Below are 16,467 nucleotides of genomic sequence, written 5' to 3'. Positions count from 1 at the left end.
GCTGAACCCGCATCACGCCCCGCTCTCGGGCCCCCATCCGCGCGCGCCCTTCCCTCACGCATCCGATCCTGCATGTCGCCGATCATTTCCGTATCCAATCTGTCAAAGACCTATGGCTCCGGCTTCAAGGCGCTGAAGGGCATCAATCTCGACATCGTCAAAGGCGAGATCTTCGCGCTGCTCGGGCCGAACGGCGCCGGCAAGACCACGCTGATCAGCATCATCTGCGGCATTGCCAATCCGAGCGAGGGCCGCATTTCGATCGGCGGACACGACATCATCGCCGATTATCGCGCGGCGCGGTCGATGATCGGGCTGGTTCCGCAGGAACTGCACACCGACGCCTTCGAGTCGGTCTGGGCTACCGTCAGCTTCAGTCGCGGCCTGTTCGGCAAGCCGAAGAACCCCGCCCATATCGAAAAGGTGCTCAAAGACCTGTCGCTGTGGGACAAGAAGGACAGCAAGATCATCGAGCTGTCTGGCGGCATGAAGCGCCGTGTGATGATCGCCAAGGCGCTGTCGCATGAGCCGCAGATCCTGTTCCTCGACGAGCCCACCGCCGGCGTCGACGTCGAATTGCGCAAGGGGATGTGGGAAGTGGTCCGCACGCTGCAGGCGGCCGGCGTCACCATCATCCTGACCACGCATTACATCGAAGAAGCCGAGGAGATGGCCGACCGCATCGGCGTCATCAACAAGGGCGAGATCATCCTGATCGAGGACAAGGCGACCTTGATGCAGAAGCTCGGCAAGAAGCAGCTGACGCTGCACCTGCAGGGCAAGCTCGACGCCGTTCCGCCGGCGCTCGCCAGCTACAATCTCGAACTCTCCGACGACGGCCACGCGGTGACCTACGACTACGACACCAAGGGCGATCGCACCGGCATCACCAGCCTGCTCAACGATCTGCGCAATGCCGGCGTCCGGATCTCCGATCTCGACACCAAGCAGTCCTCGCTGGAGGACATCTTCGTCAGCCTGGTGAGGGCGCCATGAACTACCGCGCGATCCGGGCGATCTACCTGTTCGAAATGGCGCGCACCTGGCGCACGCTGCTGCAGAGCATCGTCTCCCCGGTGGTCTCGACCTCGCTGTATTTCGTGGTGTTCGGCGCCGCGATCGGCTCGCGCATCACCGAGGTCGAGGGCGTCAGCTACGGCACCTTCATCGTGCCGGGGCTCGTGATGCTGTCGGTATTGACGCAGAGCATCTCCAACGCCTCGTTCGGCATCTACTTCCCGAAATTCGTCGGCACGATCTACGAGATCCTGTCGGCGCCGATTTCCTATTTCGAGATCGTCATCGGCTATGTCGGCGCGGCCGCCACCAAGTCGATCATCCTCGGCCTGATCATCCTGGCCACCGCCGGACTTTTCGTACCTCTGCATATCCAGCATCCGATTTGGATGCTGACCTTCCTGGTGCTGACGGCAGTCACCTTCAGCCTGTTCGGCTTCATCATCGGCATCTGGGCCGACGGCTTCGAGAAGCTGCAGATGATCCCGATGCTGGTGGTGACGCCGCTGACCTTCCTCGGCGGCAGCTTCTATTCCGTGAACATGCTGCCGTCGGGCTGGCGCACCATCACGCTGCTCAATCCCGTGGTCTATCTGATCTCGGGCTTCCGCTGGAGCTTCTACGAGATCGCCGATGTCAGCGTCGGACTGAGCCTCGGCATGACCGCGGGCTTCCTGATCGCCTGCATGGTGATCGTGGCCTGGATCTTCCGGACCGGCTACCGGCTGAAGAACTGACTCGCGAAGGCAACCGTTCCGGGGCGCTCGCGCGCCTCCGGAATGACAGCCACCGCCTCAGTAGCAGTGGAAGTGGCCGTGGCGGTAATAGCCGCGACAACGGTGGCCACGGCGGTAGCCGCGATCCGGGATACCGAACACGCCCTTGACCGCGCCCATGGCGCCACCGACGCCGGCGCCGACGGCCCCGCCAACCACGCCACCTACTGGGCCGGCGACCCGATTGCCTTCATAAGCGCCTTCATGCGCCCCGCGGACGATGCCCTGGGCATGGCCGGCATGGGGGACTGCCACCAGCGCCCAAGCGAGGGCTGCGGCCGCAAGCAGGAGCCGCGCGGAGAGGCCGGCTGAGACGACGGCCGCGGTCTTAACCTTGGTGTTGTTCATCTGGATTCCTTGATGCGCGACGCGAACGCGCCGCTGGGCGGGATTGTGAAACGCCTATGCGGCCAAATGGTTGCGTGTCGGCGACGCTTTGGGGTCGCGGTCGCGGCCTGCTCGCGAAAATGTCAGCCCGCGGTGACAGCCCAGCTCGGCTTCGGCCTTGTTTGCGCCGCGTGCGGGATTAACGATGCACCAGGTCCGCCACTGGAACCAAATTCGGATTCCGTGCATATTGGTTGCCGGGGACGGACAGCCGCGGCTTTGCGATCAGGCCTGGAGACCAAAGGTAAAATGCGTTCGTTCCTCATTGCGTTCACTTCCGTGATGCTGTTCACGGCTGGCGCCGCGCAGGCCAAGGTCGATATCACCATCGACAAGGACAACCAGCAGATGACCGTCGCGGTCGACGGCGTCGCGCGCTATCACTGGCCGGTCTCGACCGGCATCCCCTCGCGCGAAACGCCGAACGGCAGCTTCCGCGCCTTCCGCATGGAAGAGGATCATTACTCCAAGGAATTCGACGATGCGCCGATGCCGCATTCGATCTTCTTCACCAAGATCGGGCACGCGATCCACGGCACCGACTCGGTCGGCCGCCTCGGCACGCCGGCCTCGCATGGCTGCGTCCGGCTGTCGCGCGACAACGCAACGACGCTCTACGCGCTGGTCCAGAAGGAAGGCGTGCTCAACACCACGGTGACGCTGACCGGTTCGGCGCAGGTCGCGCTGGCGCGCAATCCGCGTGGGCGCAACGGCACCGCCGTCGCCCGCCGGGCGCCGCAGCAAGACGAGGAGTACGGCACCGCCGCCGCCGGGGACCCTGTCGTCCTGACGCCGCAGCGGCGCGAATATCCGGCGGCGCAGACCCGCCCCGATGACGGCTACATCTATCCGGCCGACGGCAGTTCGACCGACCAGCGTTACCCGGCGCCGCCGTCAAGCCGCCGCGTCTACGGCGCGCAGGCCTACGGCCAGCCAATACTACGGCAACCAGGGCTACGCGGCGGCGCCGCAAGGCTACTATCAGCCGCGGCCGTACTACCAGCAGCAGCACGGCTTCTACGGCAACAACTATCAGGACTGAACAGCTCCCCGGATCCACTGGCGGCGCCGCAGGCAGCGCGGCGTCAGTTCACGCTCCCCTCACCCGCTTGTGACCGTCGCAAAAGGCCCGCGTCGTCGTGCGCCGTGGCCCGTCGTCGCGCCGTCATCTGATTGTAAAACTAGCCCGATATTCGGCGGCAAGAGCGCCCTCCCGGCCCATCGAGGCCGATTGACGCGGAATGCCCGTGAAACCAGGGCGAGAAGCGCGGGTCGCGTAGGCAATATCAGAGGTCGACATGAAACGGGGCATCATTGTCCTTTGCCTGTGCATCGTCGCGATGGCCGGCTATTTCACGACGGACAAATGGGCCATCCGTCGCACGACGCTGACGTTCCACGACGTTCTGCGCGACGATCGCAACGTCACGGTCGAGGTCGCGGTCCGGCGCGACCGGCAAATGCAGGCGATGGCTGAGATGATCGAGCTGCCGGTCGCGATCCTGAGCCACGGCAACACCGTCAGGAACACCGAGTACTCGTTCCTCACCAACGTGTTCGCGTCACGCGGCTACCTCGTGGTCAGCATTCAGCATGATCTCGACACCGATGCGCCGATGGTGACCAAAGTCGGCGAGGAATATGTCGGCCGCCGCATGCAATATAATCGCGGCGTCTTCAACATCATGTATGCGATCGACGAGTTGAAGAAGCTCTATCCGAACGCGAACTATCGCGCGCTGACCTTGATCGGCCACTCCAATGGCGGCGACATCTCGATGTTCTTCGCCAGGCAGCATCCGGACCTGGTCAAGAAGGTCGTGACGCTGGACAATCTGCGCGTCCCCTTCATCACCGACAGCAAGATCAAGATCCTGTCGTTCCGCTCCAGGGATCCGGTGTTCAAGGCAGACCCGGGCGTCGTGCCTGACGACGAGACCTGCGCCAGACTCGGCATCAAGGTGGTCAGAACCGAATTCCAGCACAACGACCTCAGCGACCGCGGCCCTGGCAGCGCGAAGTCGTCGATCCAGGCCGGCGTGGAGCAATTCCTCGATGAGGACGAAGCGCCGCCGACGCTGCCGCTGCTGGCGGCTTCGGCGTCGAGCCAGGACAAGGACAAGCCGGCCGCCCCCGACAACAAGTAGCGAACGACCGCCTACTGCTCGCCGTCACGCAAGCGCCGGTAGACAGCGCCCAGCACGTTCGAATAATCGTCGGTCCAGACCCGCTGCTTCTCGTTGGCGTCGGTTTCGATCCAGACATCGGACGACGCAAGCTTGCCGACATCGGCGTCCTCGCGCGCGGAGACCACGACCGAGGTCGAGAAGATGTACTCGTTGTCGCGCCCGGAATCCTCGCTGTAGACCCAGCTTTTCATGTCGTTGGCATCGGCGATGCCGACCACGACGCTGGCAAGTTCGAGATGCCGGTTGGAGACATGCATCACGACCGCGCCCTGCGGCGCCAGCTTCTCCTTGTAGATCGCCATCGCCTCCTCGGTCGCGAGATGGATCGGGATCGCGTCCGACGAATAGGCGTCGACGATGATGAGATCGTAGACGCCGTCCGGCTCCTTGGCGAAGGTCAGCCGCGCGTCGCCGATCACGGGCTTCAGGTTCGGCTCGCAGCTCTGGATGTAGGTGAAGTATTTCGGGTCGCGCGCGGTATCGACCATCGATTGGTCGATCTCGAAGAATCGCCAGTCCTCGCCGGGGACCGATGCGCAGGTCAACGTCCCCGAGCCGAGACCGATGACAGCCACCTTCAGCGGCGCGCCCTTGCGCTCGCGCATTGCGGTGATGGCCTGCCCGATGCCGCCGTCCTTGTGATAGTAGCTGATCGGCTCCGGCTTTCCGGTGACCGGCGTGCCGTCGTTGTTCTTGAACTTCTCGGCGCCGTGGATCGTGGTGCCGTGCATCAGCACGTGATACTGCCCGTTCGACGTCACGACGATCTTGTGCACGCCGAAGAAGCTGCGCACGGTTTCGACGCGGCCATCGTCGGATGGATAGGCGCGCAGCACCACCAGCGCGACCACGACGGTGGCGAAGATCTTCCAGCGATTGGCGTTCAGTGCGAGCGCGAGCAGCGCCGAGAGCACGCCGACTGCGCCGATCACCCACACCCGGTGGTCGTCGAACCAGTTGAAGATGTCGCCGGCCGAATAGCTCGGCGCGATCAGCGCCACCGCCAGCACCGCAAGGAACGGCCAATACCAGGCGCTCCAGCGCGGCAGCCGCTCCGCGCCGCCCGGCGGACGGCACAGCGCCGCGAGCGCCAGCAGGATCGGATACTCGGCGATCCATGAGAAGGTGAACGGCGCGATCAGCCCCGCGAACAGGCCGCCGATCATGCCGCCGAACGACAGCGCGACATAGAAGCCGGTGAGATATTTCGCCGCGGGGCGGGTGCGCGCGAGCTCGCCATGGCAGGCCATCGCGATGACGAAGAAGCAGAGCTGATGGCCGCCGAGCGTAAGCAGCAGGTTCTGCTCGCCGCCGACTGCTAACAGGATCACCACGCCGGCAATCGCCAGCGGCTGCGCCAGCAGCATCCATTTGTGCGGCAGCAGCGGCCGCGACTGGAACACCAGCACCCAGGTCAACAGATACAGCGACAGCGGCAGCACCCAGAGCAAGGGGGCCGCCGCGACGTCGGTCGAGATATGCGCGGTCACCGCGATCAGCAGGCCGGACGGGACGGCAGCCAGGAAGATCCAGCGCGCCCGCCGCGACCAGGACGGCGCCGGCGCATTGGCATCATCGGCTTGCATATCGAGCGCGGCGGCATAGGCCGCCGACCGCGACAGCAGCACGCCACAGCTTGCGATCAGGACGATCAGCAGCCCATAGCCGCCGGTCCAGATCAGGTTCTGGGTGCGCAAGGTGAACATCGGCTCGAGCAGCACCGGATAGGACAGCAGCGCCAGGAAGCTGCCGATGTTCGAGGACGCATAGAGGAAATACGGATCGGGGCCGTTGGGGTGGCCGGTGCGCACGAACCAGGCCTGCAGCAGCGGATTGTTGGCGGCGAGCGCGAAGAACGGCAGGCCGATCGAGACCACGAACAGGCCGAGCAGCCAGACCGCATAGCCCGAGGTCGGCGGCTCGCCCCATCCACTCCGGATCGACAACGGCAATGTAGCGAGCGCGACGATGAGCAGCACCAGGTGCACCGCGATCGGAACGATGCGGCTGTTCAGCTTCATCAGCAGATGTGCGTAGGCGTAGCCGCCAAGCAGCAGCGACTGGAAAAACACCATTGCTACCGACCACACCGCCGGCGAGCCGCCGAGCCGCGGTAGCACCATCTTGGTGAACAGCGGCTGCACCGAGAACAGCAACAGGGCACTGACGAAGATCGCCGCGGTGTAGACAACCAGCACCAGCCGGTTTCGCGAGGCGGACGGCTCAGATGTCATGAAAGCTCCGGCATGGACCGGGCGGGCGCCGGAGGCGGACGGTCCGGCGCACCGCACCGGGGATTGGGATTGAGCATACGGCAGTATCACGGACAAGAAACCGCGGTCACGCGGACTTGACGACGCGGCGCTGCGGCGCCACAGCACGTGCTCTAATCACTGCTTCTTGAAGCGGACATGAACGAAACAGACGTCGTCATCATCGGTGCGGGGCACAACGGCATCACCTGCGCGGCCTATCTCGCGATGGCGGGGCTGCGGGTGAAGGTCGTGGAACGCCGCAAGGTGGTCGGCGGCGCCGCCGTCACCGAAGAGTTTTGTCCGGGCTTCCGCAATTCGGTCGCCGCCTACACGGTGAGCCTGCTCAATCCGCAGATCATCTCCGACCTGAAACTTGCCGAGCACGGCCTCAAGATCGTGGAGCGGCGCGCCCAGAACTTCCTCCCCGCGCCCGACGGCAGCTACCTGCTGACCGGCGAAGGCCGTACCCAGCAGTCGGTCGAGAGACTGAGCCAGCGGGATGCGGCCACGATCGGCGTGTTCTCGGGGGAACTCGAAGCCATCGCCGACGTGCTGCGCCAGTTCGTGCTGCGCGCACCGCCGAACCTGGTCGAGGGTTTTGGCCTCGGCGCCATGAGTGAAGCCTTCAACGCGCTTGGCACCGCCAACATCCTGCGCCGGCTGTCGCTCGAACAACAGCGCGACCTGCTCGACCTGTTTACACGCTCGGCCGGCGAGATGCTCGACGAGCGTTTCGAGAACGACCTCGTCAAGGCGCTGTTCGGCTTCGACGCCATCGTCGGCAATTATGCCAGCCCCTACGCGGCCGGCTCGGCCTATGTGATGCTGCACCATGCGTTCGGCGAGGTGAACGGCAAGAAGGGCGTCTGGGGCCACGCGATCGGCGGCATGGGCGCGATTACCCAGGCGATGGCGCATGCCGCGCGCAGCCATGGCGTCGAGATCGAAACCGATGCCGGCGTCCGCGAGGTGATCGTCGAGAAGGATCGCGCCACCGGCGTCATCCTCGACAATGGCGAGACGATACGCGCCAAATATGTCGTCTCCAACGTCAACCCGAAGCTGCTCTACACGCAGCTGGTGCCGGAGGGCGCGCTGGCAACCGAATTCCGCACGCGCATCGGGCGATGGCAGAACGGCTCCGGCACGTTCAGGATGAATGTGGCGCTTGATACCCTGCCCTCGTTCACCGCGCTGCCCGGCCCGGGCGATCACCTCACTGCGGGCATCATCATCGCGCCTGGTCTCGGCTACATGGATCGCGCCTGGCGCGATGCGCGCGAATTCGGCTGGAGCCGCGCGCCCGTCGTCGAGGTGCTGATCCCGTCGACGCTCGACGACAGTTTGAGCCCGCCGGGCCAGCATGTCGCGAGCCTGTTCTGCCAGCACGTCGCGCCGCAATTGCCCGACGGCAAATCATGGGACGACCATCGCGAAGAGGTCGCTGACCTGATGATCGCAACCGTTGATAACTACGCCCCCGGCTTCGCAGGCAGTGTGATCGGCCGCCAGATCCTGTCGCCGCTCGACCTCGAGCGGCAGTTCGGCTTGCTCGGCGGCGACATCTTTCACGGCTCGCTGACGCTGAACCAGCTGTTCTCGGCGCGTCCCATGCTCGGCCATGCCGACTACCGCGGACCGCTGCGCGGTCTCTACCATTGCGGTTCCGGGGCCCATCCCGGCGGCGGGGTCACCGGCGCGCCCGGCCACAACGCCGCGCGGGCCGTCCTCGCCGACCATCGCGCGCTGTTCGCATAGGGCGGAGGGCGCATCGGGCGGCGCAGTCAGGGCCGGGCCAAGCTGTGGACAGGCCTGTTGAGAAGCTGTGGGTCGACCGCAGTCAGGCCCGGTGTCCCTCGGCGGGACAATCGGTGCGTATCCCGGTGGACTGCCTGTGGAACAGCGGCCGACAACCCCGGGACGACGCGCTTGACGCCCTGTGGACAGGCTGCGTGAGGCTCTGTGGGCAACCTGTCAAAAAGAAAACACCGGGCCTCGTTGCCCGGTGCTTGCTCGTGCGAAATTACTTGAGCGAGCTGGCGACCGTGCTGAACGTCCCGCTCAAGCTCGAGCCGACGCCATTCACTGCGGCGATGATGGCGATGGCGATGCCGGTCGCAATCAGGCCGTATTCGATGGCGGTCGCGCCGGATTCATTCTTCAAGAACCTAACGAAAAGAGTCTTCATTGGAGCCCTGCCCTGGGTTGTGATGCCTTTGGAACAGGGGAGTTCCCGCGTTCCGCCACCGTACTAATACGGCGGTATCTAAGGTTGTGTGAATCGGGAACCTATCAATTTTCGCGATATTCGATTGAATCCGGGTTGAAACTTTAACAAAAACCGCGCTACCGGCCTCCGATGACCCCATCCACACACCGCGCCAGCATCACCCTTCCAGACGAACCGACCGCAAAGCGCGTGGTCGACGCGCTTTCCGAAATGTTTTTCGAGGATCAGGCGGCTTTTGCGGCCTTCGAACGGCCCGACGGCCGCTGGGACGTCACGGTCCACTTTGCCGAGGCGCCGGACCAGGCCCCACTGCGCGAGCTGGTCGGCCAAGCAGTGATGCGACAGGATGTCGCATCAACTTTGGTATTTGACACCGTCGAGGCGAAGGACTGGGTCAAGGCCAGCCTGGAAGATCTGGTCCCGGTCGCGGCCGGCCGGTTCATCGTCCACGGCCAGCATGACCGGCACAAGATACCGCCAAACAAGCTCGGGATCGAGATCGAGGCGGCGCTCGCCTTCGGCACCGGCCATCACGGCACCACGCGCGGCTGCCTGCTGCTGCTTGACCACGTGCTGAAGGCCTATCAGCCCCGCCGGGTGCTCGATCTCGGCACCGGGACCGGCGTGCTGGGGATCGCCGCCGCCAAGGCCCAGCATCGCAAGGTGCTGGCGAGCGACATCGACCCGCCGTCGGTACGGGTCGCCGAGGAGAATGCCCGGCTGAACGGGGCAGGACATCTGGTCGATGTGATCCGTGCCACCGGCTTTGCGTCGCCGCGGTTTGCCGAGGACGGGCCGTTCGATCTGGTGCTCGCCAACATCCTCGCCAATCCGCTGCGCCAGCTGGCAGGGCCGATGGCCCAGCACCTCGCATCGTCGGCGCAGGTCATCCTCTCGGGCTTGCTGACGCATCAGGCACCGGCGGTCATCGCCGCCTATCGCGCCCGCGGGCTGGTGCCGCTGCGGCATCTGAAGATCGAGGGCTGGAGCAGCCTGCTGCTGCGCTCGGTCAGGTGAAATGACCGCGGCCGGCAGGCAGTGCGGCGACTGCACGCTCTGCTGCAAGGTGATGGCGATCGAGCAGCTGGCAAAGCCGGCCAACGCATGGTGTGCGCATTGCAAGCCGGGGCGCGGCTGCCGGATCTATCGAAGCCGGCCGGCGGAGTGCCGCGCGTTCAGCTGCGTCTGGCTGGTCAACGAACTGCTGGAGGAGCACTGGAAGCCCTCTAGGTCGAAGCTCGTCCTGACCACGTCCGACGATGGCCTCGAGGTCAGATGCGATCCGGGCTTCCCGAATGCCTGGCGCAGGGAGCCGTTTCGCAACGAGCTCAGGGAATGGGCGATAGCCGGCGAGCCGCTCGACATGACCGTCGTCGTGATCGTCGGTCAGCGCATGACGCTGCTGACGCCGGAACGCGAATTCGATCTGGGTGTCGTCGGCCCCGATGAACGGATCGTGCGTGAACTCGAGGGCACCAGGGTCGTCAATGTAACCGTGGCGAAGGCGTCCGACCTCGCACCGTAAACGCGATCTGCGGATTGGTTATTCGGGTGCTGCGGAATCGCGGCCGGCCGTGTCGGCCTTGCCTTGAGCGGCCGCGCGTCTGGCCCGCGCCTCGACCAAACGGTCGAGCATCTGGACGATGACGCCACGTTGCTTCTGCTCGACCGGTGCGATCGGCCCGCGGCGAACCGGCGGCGAGATCTTCTCAAACGTGAATGCAGGCATCGTGCATCTCCTCACCGTTGAGTTGAGACACTCCTGGACACCCCCCGTACACTTGACCGGCGATGGTGGACATCGTCCAGTCACTTCAACTATGCCATGATTCAAGCATAAGTAATGCCAAAAATGTGGTCATGCCTCAGCGCGTTGGCGCGAAGATCATGCTGCATCCGAAGAGAGTGCAAAGGCGATGTTCGAAGCCCATTTCCAGACGTTCGAAGAGCCCGAAGGCGGCGTGGCGCTGACCGCGCGCTTAAGTGCACTGCGCGAGGAATTGGCGCGGCGCAAGCTGACCGGGTTTGTGGTTCCGCGCGCCGATCAGCAGCAGAATGAATATGTTGCGGCGTCCGAGGAGCGGCTAGCCTGGCTGACCGGCTTCACCGGATCGGCCGGGCTCGCGATCGTGCTGAGCAAGGAAGCCGCCCTGTTCGTCGACGGGCGCTACACGCTGCAGGCCGGCAAGCAGGTCGATCGCAAGGCCTGGCAGGTCGAACCGCTGGTCGATCCGCCGCCGGAGCACTGGCTGACCCGGCATCTGGCAGCCGGCGACCGCCTAGGATTTGACCCGTGGCTGCACACTTCTGCGGCAGCCGAACGGCTGGCGGCGGCCTGCGCCAAGGCCGGCGCCGAACTGGTCGCCGTTGACGGCAACCCGGTCGATACGATCTGGCACGAACGGCCGGCACCGCCGCTCGGCCCGGTCGCGATCCACGGCGCGCAGTTTTCCGGCGAGATCGAGGCCGAGAAGCTGAAGCGCATCCGGCTCGAGATCAACAAGCTCGGCGTCGATGCGCTGGTGCTCTCCGACAGCCACGCGGTGGCCTGGACCTTCAACATCCGCGGCGCCGACGTCTCGCATACGCCGCTGCCGCTGTCCTACGCGCTGGTGCCCAAGGAAGGCCGGCCGCTGGTGTTTATCGATCACCGCAAGCTGTCCAACGCGACCCGCGACCATCTCGAGCAGTCCGCCGATGTCGAGGAGCCGGCGGCGCTGACACTAAAACTGACCGAGCTCGCCAAACGCGGCGCATCGATCGCACTCGACAGCGCGACCGCGGCAGACGCGTTGAGCCGCCTGATCGCCGGCGCCGGCGGCAAGCCGGTGCGCGGCAGCGATCCGGTCAGCCTGCTGAAGGCGGTCAAGAACCTCACCGAGATCGACGGCACGCGCACCGCGCACCAGCGCGACGCGGTGGCGCTCGTCCGCTTCCTCGCCTGGGTCGACCGCGAGGCGCCCTCGGGCCACCTCACCGAGATCGACACCGTCGAGGCGCTGGAAACCTTCCGCCGCCAGACCGGCGCGCTGAAGGACGTCTCGTTCCCGACCATCGCCGGCACCGGTCCGAACGGCGCCATCGTGCATTATCGCGTGACGCGCAAGAGCAACCGCCGCATCGCGCCCGGCGATCTCCTGCTGATCGATTCCGGCGCGCAATATGAGGACGGCACCACCGACGTCACGCGCACCATCGCGATCGGCAAGCCGACCGACGAGATGCGCGACCGCTTCACCCGCGTGCTGCGCGGCCATATCGCGATCGCCCGCGCGATCTTCCCCGACGGCACCACCGGCGCGCAGCTCGACAGCTTCGCGCGGCAATATCTCTGGCAGGCCGGGATCGATTTCGAGCACGGCACCGGCCACGGCGTCGGCAGCTATCTCAGCGTCCATGAAGGGCCGGCGCGGATCTCGAAGCTCGGCACCACGCCGCTGAAGCGCGGCATGATCCTATCCAACGAGCCCGGCTACTACAAGACCGACGCCTACGGCATCAGGATCGAGAACCTCGAGCTGGTGATCGGCACCGACATTGCCGACGCCGAGAAGCCGGTCAACGCGTTCGAGACGCTGACCCTGGCGCCGATCGATCGCCGCCTGATCGAGGTGAGCATGCTGAGCGAAGGCGAATTGGCCTGGCTCAACGACTACCACGCCCGCGTCGCGCGCGTGGTGCGCCCGCATCTCGACGACAACGCCACCAAGCTGTGGCTCGACGAGGCGACGGCGGCGTTGAAGTAGCGGCGTCGAGATTAGCACTCCCAGCTCCTCGCCCTCGGTGACATCCCCCGCGAAAGCGGGGGATCCAGTACGCCGCGGCCTCTTCTTCTCATACTGACGCCTCTGGAATACTGGGTCCCCCGCTTTCGCGGAGGACGACAGCGGTGATTGTTGTTGCGTGAGGCGAAACGTCGCCCGAATTCGCATGGGCGTATGCCGAAACACACGTATTCCGCGCGAACGGGCACGCTACAGTCTTTCCACAATGCGGAAACGGACCTGAATGCACGGCGTGATGGGCAGGCCGCCCGGCGCGGCCCAAGACAATATCAAAGACAACGACATCGCGACATCGAAGGTCATGCTGCTGATGCTCGTCGTGATGACGGGCGTCGCGCCGATCTCGCTCTACATGCTGGTTCCGGCGCTGCCGGTGCTGGCGACCACGTTCGGCCGCGACATCGGAATCGCGCAGATGACCGTGTCGCTCTACATGGTCGGCATCGCGCTGTCGCAGCTGATCATGGGGCCGCTGTCCGACAAGTTCGGCCGCCGCCCGGTGCTGCTCGCGGGCCTCGGGCTGATGGTGGTGGCCGGCATCGGCTCTGACCTCGCCGAGACCCTGCCGCAGCTGATCGCGGCGCGCTTCTTCCAGGCGCTCGGCGGCGCCAGTGGCATGGTGATCAGCCGCGCCATCATCCGCGATCTCTATCCGCGCGAGCGGGTCGGCGCCATGATCAGCCTCGTCGTCGCCGCGCTGATGATCGCGCAGATGGTGAGCCCGCTCACCGGCGGTCTGCTGGAAACCGCATTCGGCTGGCGCGCGATCCTCTATCTCATCACTGCGGCGTCGCTGATCACCACGATCTTCATCGCACTGGCACTGCCCGAAACCCGCCGCGACCGCACCGACAGCTCCAGCTTCCGCGGCGATCTCGGCAGGCTGATGCGCAGCCGCGCCTTCGTCGGCTATCTGCTGTGCCAGGTGCTGGCGTCACAGATCATCTTCGCCTTCGCCGGCGGCGGTCCCTACATCGTGGTGACCCAGATGGGCCGCAGCAGCGCCGAATACGGCGCGTGGTTCGCGATGACGGGGTTCGGCTACTTCATCGGCAATGTGCTGTGCGTCCGCTTCGCACCGCGGCACTCGCTGGAGAAGCTGATCTGGTTCGGCCTCGCGCTGCAGGTAGGCGGCAGTCTCTTGAACCTGATCTGGAGTTTCGCCGGGCTGAACCAGGCGCCGCTCTGGCTGTTCGGCACCCAGATGATCGTGATGGTCGCCAATGCCTTCGTGATGGCCAATTCGGCCGCCGGCGCCATCAGCATCCGCCCCGAGGCCGCCGGCACCGCCTCGGGCGCCATGGGCTTCCTGCAACAGGGTATCGGCTCGCTGATCTCGCAGTTCGGCGCCTATCTCGGCGGCCACTCCACCACCACGCTGCCGCTGACATCGGCGCTATTCGCGATCTCGCTCGCCTGCGCCTGCACCATGATCTTCGTCGTGCCGCGGCGAAGCGTGGTGGTGAGCGAAGAGCTGATCGCACAGGCCGAGGAGGATGAGCAGGGGATGATGTGAGGCGCGCGCAGCACCCACCCCATTCTCCCAACGTCATCCCCGCGCCTGCGGGGATCCAGTACGCCGCGGCCTGTCCGCTCAACAATGACTGTCTCTGGAATACTGGGTCCCCCGCTTTCGCGGAGGACGACAGCGGTGAGTGCGGCGGCGCCGCGCCTTACTCTCCAATCAGCTTGAGCCACTCGTCTTCGGTCAGCACGGTGACGCCGTGTTTCTGGGCATCCGTCAATTTCGAGCCCGCACCGGGTCCCGCAATTAGGTAATCTGTCTTCTTAGACACAGAGCTGGCGGCCTTCGCGCCGAGCCTCTCGGCGTTAGCTTTGGCCTCGTCACGCGTCATCTTTTCCAGCGTCCCGCTGAAAACCACGGTTTTCCCAGAGATCGCCGAATTGCTCTTCGGCTTCTCGGCGTCGATGATCTCGTCGAGCTCCCTGGTCAGGCGCTCGACGATGCCGCGATTATGGCTCTCGCCGAAATAGTCCGCGATGCTCTTGATCACGGTGTCGCCGATCTGGTCGAGCGCATCCATCTCGGCGATGGCCTCCTCGTCGCCCTTGGCGACCTTCAGGCAGGCATCGTGGAACGCCTCCCACGAGCCGTAGCCGCGCGCGAGCGCCAGTGCGGTGGTCTCCCCGACATGGCGCATGCCGAGTGCATAGATGAAGCGCTCCAGCCCGATCCGGCGGCGGCTGTCGATCGCGGCGAACAGATTGCGCACCGAGGTTTCGCCATAGCCCTCGATGTCCTCGAGCTTCAGCTTCGCGTTGCGCTTCGGCAGCGTGAAGATGTCGGCAGGCTCCTTGACCCAGCCCTCGTCGAAGAAATATTGCAGCTGCTTCACGCCGAGGCCGTCGATGTCGAACGCCCGTCGCGACACGAACAGAATGAGGTGCTCGATCTTCTGGAACGGACAAGCGAACTCGCCGCTGCAGCGCAGCCGCGAGCCCTCCTCGCCGGTCGCGGTCTCCTCGCGCACAACGTCGGTGTGCAGCGGGCACGGGCACTTCTTCGGAAAGTGGAATTCCTTCGCGCTCTTCGGCCGCTTGTCGATCACGACATCGACGACCTGCGGGATCACATCGCCGGCGCGCTGGATCACCACGGTGTCGCCGATCCTGATGTCGCGCCCCTCGCGCAGCACCTCGCCCTTGTTGCCGATGCCCTTGACGTAATCCTCATTGTGCAGCGTGACGTTCTGCACGATCACGCCGCCGACACCGACCGGCTCGAGCTTGCCGACCGGCGTGAACGAGCCGGTGCGCCCGACCTGGATCTCGATGTCGCGCAGCACGGTCATGGCGCGCTCGGCCGGGAATTTGTGCGCGATCGCCCAGCGCGGCGTGCGCGACACGAAACCGAGCCGTTCCTGCCAGTCGATGCGATCGACCTTGTAGACGACGCCATCGATGTCGTAGTCGAGCCTGGCGCGCTGCTCCTCGATCTTGCGATGGAAGGCGATCAGTTCGTTGACCGAGTGGCACAATTTGGTCAACGGATTAGTCTTGAAGCCGCAGCGCTCGAACCAGTGGATCATGCCGGTCTGGGTCTCTTCCGGCATCGCGCTCATCTCGCCCCAGGCGTAGGCAAAGAAACCGAGCGGCCGCGAGGCGGTGATACCAGGATCCTTCTGCCGCAGCGAGCCGGCCGCCGAATTGCGCGGATTGGCGAAGATGGTGCCGCCTTCAGCCTTCTGCCGCTCGTTCAGTGCCAGGAACGCCTTCTTGGTCATATAGACCTCGCCGCGCACCTCGCAGACCTCGGGCACGTTGCGGCCCTTGAGCTTCTGCGGCACATCCTCCAGCGTGCGGATGTTCGCGGTCACGTCCTCGCCTTCGGCGCCGTCGCCGCGCGTCGCCGCAGTGACGAGTTCGCCGCCCTCGTAGCGCAGCGACATCGAGAGCCCGTCGATCTTCGGCTCGGCCGAGAGATCGATTTTGTCGTCCGGCAGCTTCAGGAAGCGTGTGATGCGTCCGACGAAGTCGACCACGTCGGCTTCCGCAAACGCGTTGTCGAGCGACAGCATCGGGACGGAATGGCGCACCTTCTTGAAGCGCCCCGACGGCGCGGCGCCGACCTTCTGCGAGGGAGATTCCGCGGTGACGAATTCAGGGAAGCGCTTCTCGATCGCGTTGTAACGCTGCCGCAGCGCGTCGTATTCGGCATCGGTGACGCTGGGCGCGTCGTCCTGATAATAGCGCTTGTCGTGGCCTTCGAGCTCGAGCGCAAGCCGCGTCAACTCGACCTTGGCCTGGGCCTTGGTGAGCTTGTCGACGTCGACCAGCGCTTTCTTCGCCTTGGTGGCCATGGGCGCA

Annotated in this window: 13 protein-coding genes and 1 pseudogene; 9 read left to right on the top strand and 5 right to left on the bottom strand. The window is 65.1% G+C overall.

Annotation, left to right across the window (positions count from 1 at the left end; all coding sequences use genetic code 11):
• Positions 1–72: 72 nt before the first annotated feature.
• Positions 73–996: an ABC transporter ATP-binding protein gene (locus ACVW1C_RS32070; protein WP_456761685.1), complete on the top strand. Its 924-nt coding sequence runs from the start codon at positions 73–75 to the stop codon at positions 994–996.
• On the top strand, positions 993–1,754 hold the full coding sequence (locus ACVW1C_RS32065; protein WP_456761684.1) for an ABC transporter permease: 762 nt from the start codon (positions 993–995) through the stop codon (positions 1,752–1,754). Before ACVW1C_RS32070 ends, ACVW1C_RS32065 begins: the two co-directional genes overlap by 4 nt.
• A gap of 57 nt (positions 1,755–1,811) precedes the next feature.
• Here the strand turns inward: ACVW1C_RS32065 and ACVW1C_RS32060 are convergent, their stop codons facing one another.
• Positions 1,812–2,141, bottom strand: a complete 330-nt coding sequence (locus tag ACVW1C_RS32060) for a hypothetical protein (protein WP_456761683.1) — start codon at positions 2,139–2,141, stop codon at positions 1,812–1,814.
• A 288-nt stretch (positions 2,142–2,429) separates the two neighbouring features.
• Between ACVW1C_RS32060 and ACVW1C_RS32055 the strand changes: the two are divergent.
• Both ACVW1C_RS32055 and ACVW1C_RS32050 read left to right on the top strand, forming a co-directional pair.
• Positions 2,430–3,222, top strand: a pseudogene (locus tag ACVW1C_RS32055) (L,D-transpeptidase).
• Between the two features lie 256 nt (positions 3,223–3,478).
• Positions 3,479–4,327, top strand: coding sequence for an alpha/beta hydrolase (locus ACVW1C_RS32050; protein ID WP_456761682.1), 849 nt, complete (start codon positions 3,479–3,481; stop codon positions 4,325–4,327).
• Between the two features lie 11 nt (positions 4,328–4,338).
• Here ACVW1C_RS32050 and ACVW1C_RS32045 read toward each other — a convergent pair whose 3' ends face one another.
• Positions 4,339–6,603, bottom strand: coding sequence for a fused MFS/spermidine synthase (locus ACVW1C_RS32045; RefSeq protein ID WP_456761681.1), 2,265 nt, complete (start codon positions 6,601–6,603; stop codon positions 4,339–4,341).
• 177 nt (positions 6,604–6,780) lie between these two features.
• Here ACVW1C_RS32045 and ACVW1C_RS32040 point away from each other — a divergent pair, with 177 nt between their 5' ends.
• Positions 6,781–8,382, top strand: a complete 1,602-nt coding sequence (locus ACVW1C_RS32040; RefSeq protein WP_456761680.1) for a phytoene desaturase family protein — start codon at positions 6,781–6,783, stop codon at positions 8,380–8,382.
• A gap of 265 nt (positions 8,383–8,647) precedes the next feature.
• Here the strand turns inward: ACVW1C_RS32040 and ACVW1C_RS32035 are convergent, their stop codons facing one another.
• Positions 8,648–8,812, bottom strand: coding sequence for a Flp family type IVb pilin (locus tag ACVW1C_RS32035; RefSeq protein ID WP_456761679.1), 165 nt, complete (start codon positions 8,810–8,812; stop codon positions 8,648–8,650).
• 171 nt (positions 8,813–8,983) lie between these two features.
• Here ACVW1C_RS32035 and ACVW1C_RS32030 point away from each other — a divergent pair, with 171 nt between their 5' ends.
• Together ACVW1C_RS32030 and ACVW1C_RS32025 are read left to right on the top strand one after the other, a co-directional pair.
• Positions 8,984–9,871 (top strand): 50S ribosomal protein L11 methyltransferase, encoded by an 888-nt coding sequence (locus ACVW1C_RS32030; RefSeq protein ID WP_456761678.1) that lies wholly within the window; start codon positions 8,984–8,986, stop codon positions 9,869–9,871.
• A 1-nt stretch (position 9,872) separates the two neighbouring features.
• Positions 9,873–10,379: a hypothetical protein gene (locus ACVW1C_RS32025; RefSeq protein ID WP_456761677.1), complete on the top strand. Its 507-nt coding sequence runs from the start codon at positions 9,873–9,875 to the stop codon at positions 10,377–10,379.
• Between the two features lie 18 nt (positions 10,380–10,397).
• On the opposite strand, the gene ACVW1C_RS32020 is transcribed toward ACVW1C_RS32025, so the two are convergent.
• Positions 10,398–10,583 carry a hypothetical protein gene (locus tag ACVW1C_RS32020; protein WP_173637989.1) on the bottom strand — a complete coding sequence of 62 codons (186 nt, stop codon included), beginning with the start codon at positions 10,581–10,583 and terminating at the stop codon, positions 10,398–10,400.
• Between the two features lie 187 nt (positions 10,584–10,770).
• Between ACVW1C_RS32020 and ACVW1C_RS32015 the strand changes: the two genes are divergently transcribed.
• Together ACVW1C_RS32015 and ACVW1C_RS32010 are read left to right on the top strand one after the other, a co-directional pair.
• The gene (locus ACVW1C_RS32015; protein ID WP_456761676.1) at positions 10,771–12,600 is read left to right on the top strand and encodes an aminopeptidase P family protein; all 1,830 of its coding nucleotides are present in this window, start codon (positions 10,771–10,773) and stop codon (positions 12,598–12,600) included.
• A 262-nt stretch (positions 12,601–12,862) separates the two neighbouring features.
• Entirely contained in the window at positions 12,863–14,155 is a 1,293-nt protein-coding gene (locus tag ACVW1C_RS32010) for a multidrug effflux MFS transporter (RefSeq protein ID WP_456761675.1), read from the top strand.
• A 157-nt stretch (positions 14,156–14,312) separates the two neighbouring features.
• Here the strand turns inward: ACVW1C_RS32010 and ligA are convergent, their stop codons facing one another.
• Complete coding sequence (gene ligA / locus ACVW1C_RS32005; RefSeq protein ID WP_456761674.1) at positions 14,313–16,460, bottom strand: NAD-dependent DNA ligase LigA; 2,148 nt, start codon at positions 16,458–16,460, stop codon at positions 14,313–14,315.
• Positions 16,461–16,467 lie beyond the last annotated feature (7 nt).

This window comes from Bradyrhizobium sp. USDA 4011 (assembly GCF_054063415.1).
The sequence above is the reverse complement of the archived record's forward strand: the minus strand, read 5'-3'. Positions and strand labels throughout refer to the sequence as shown.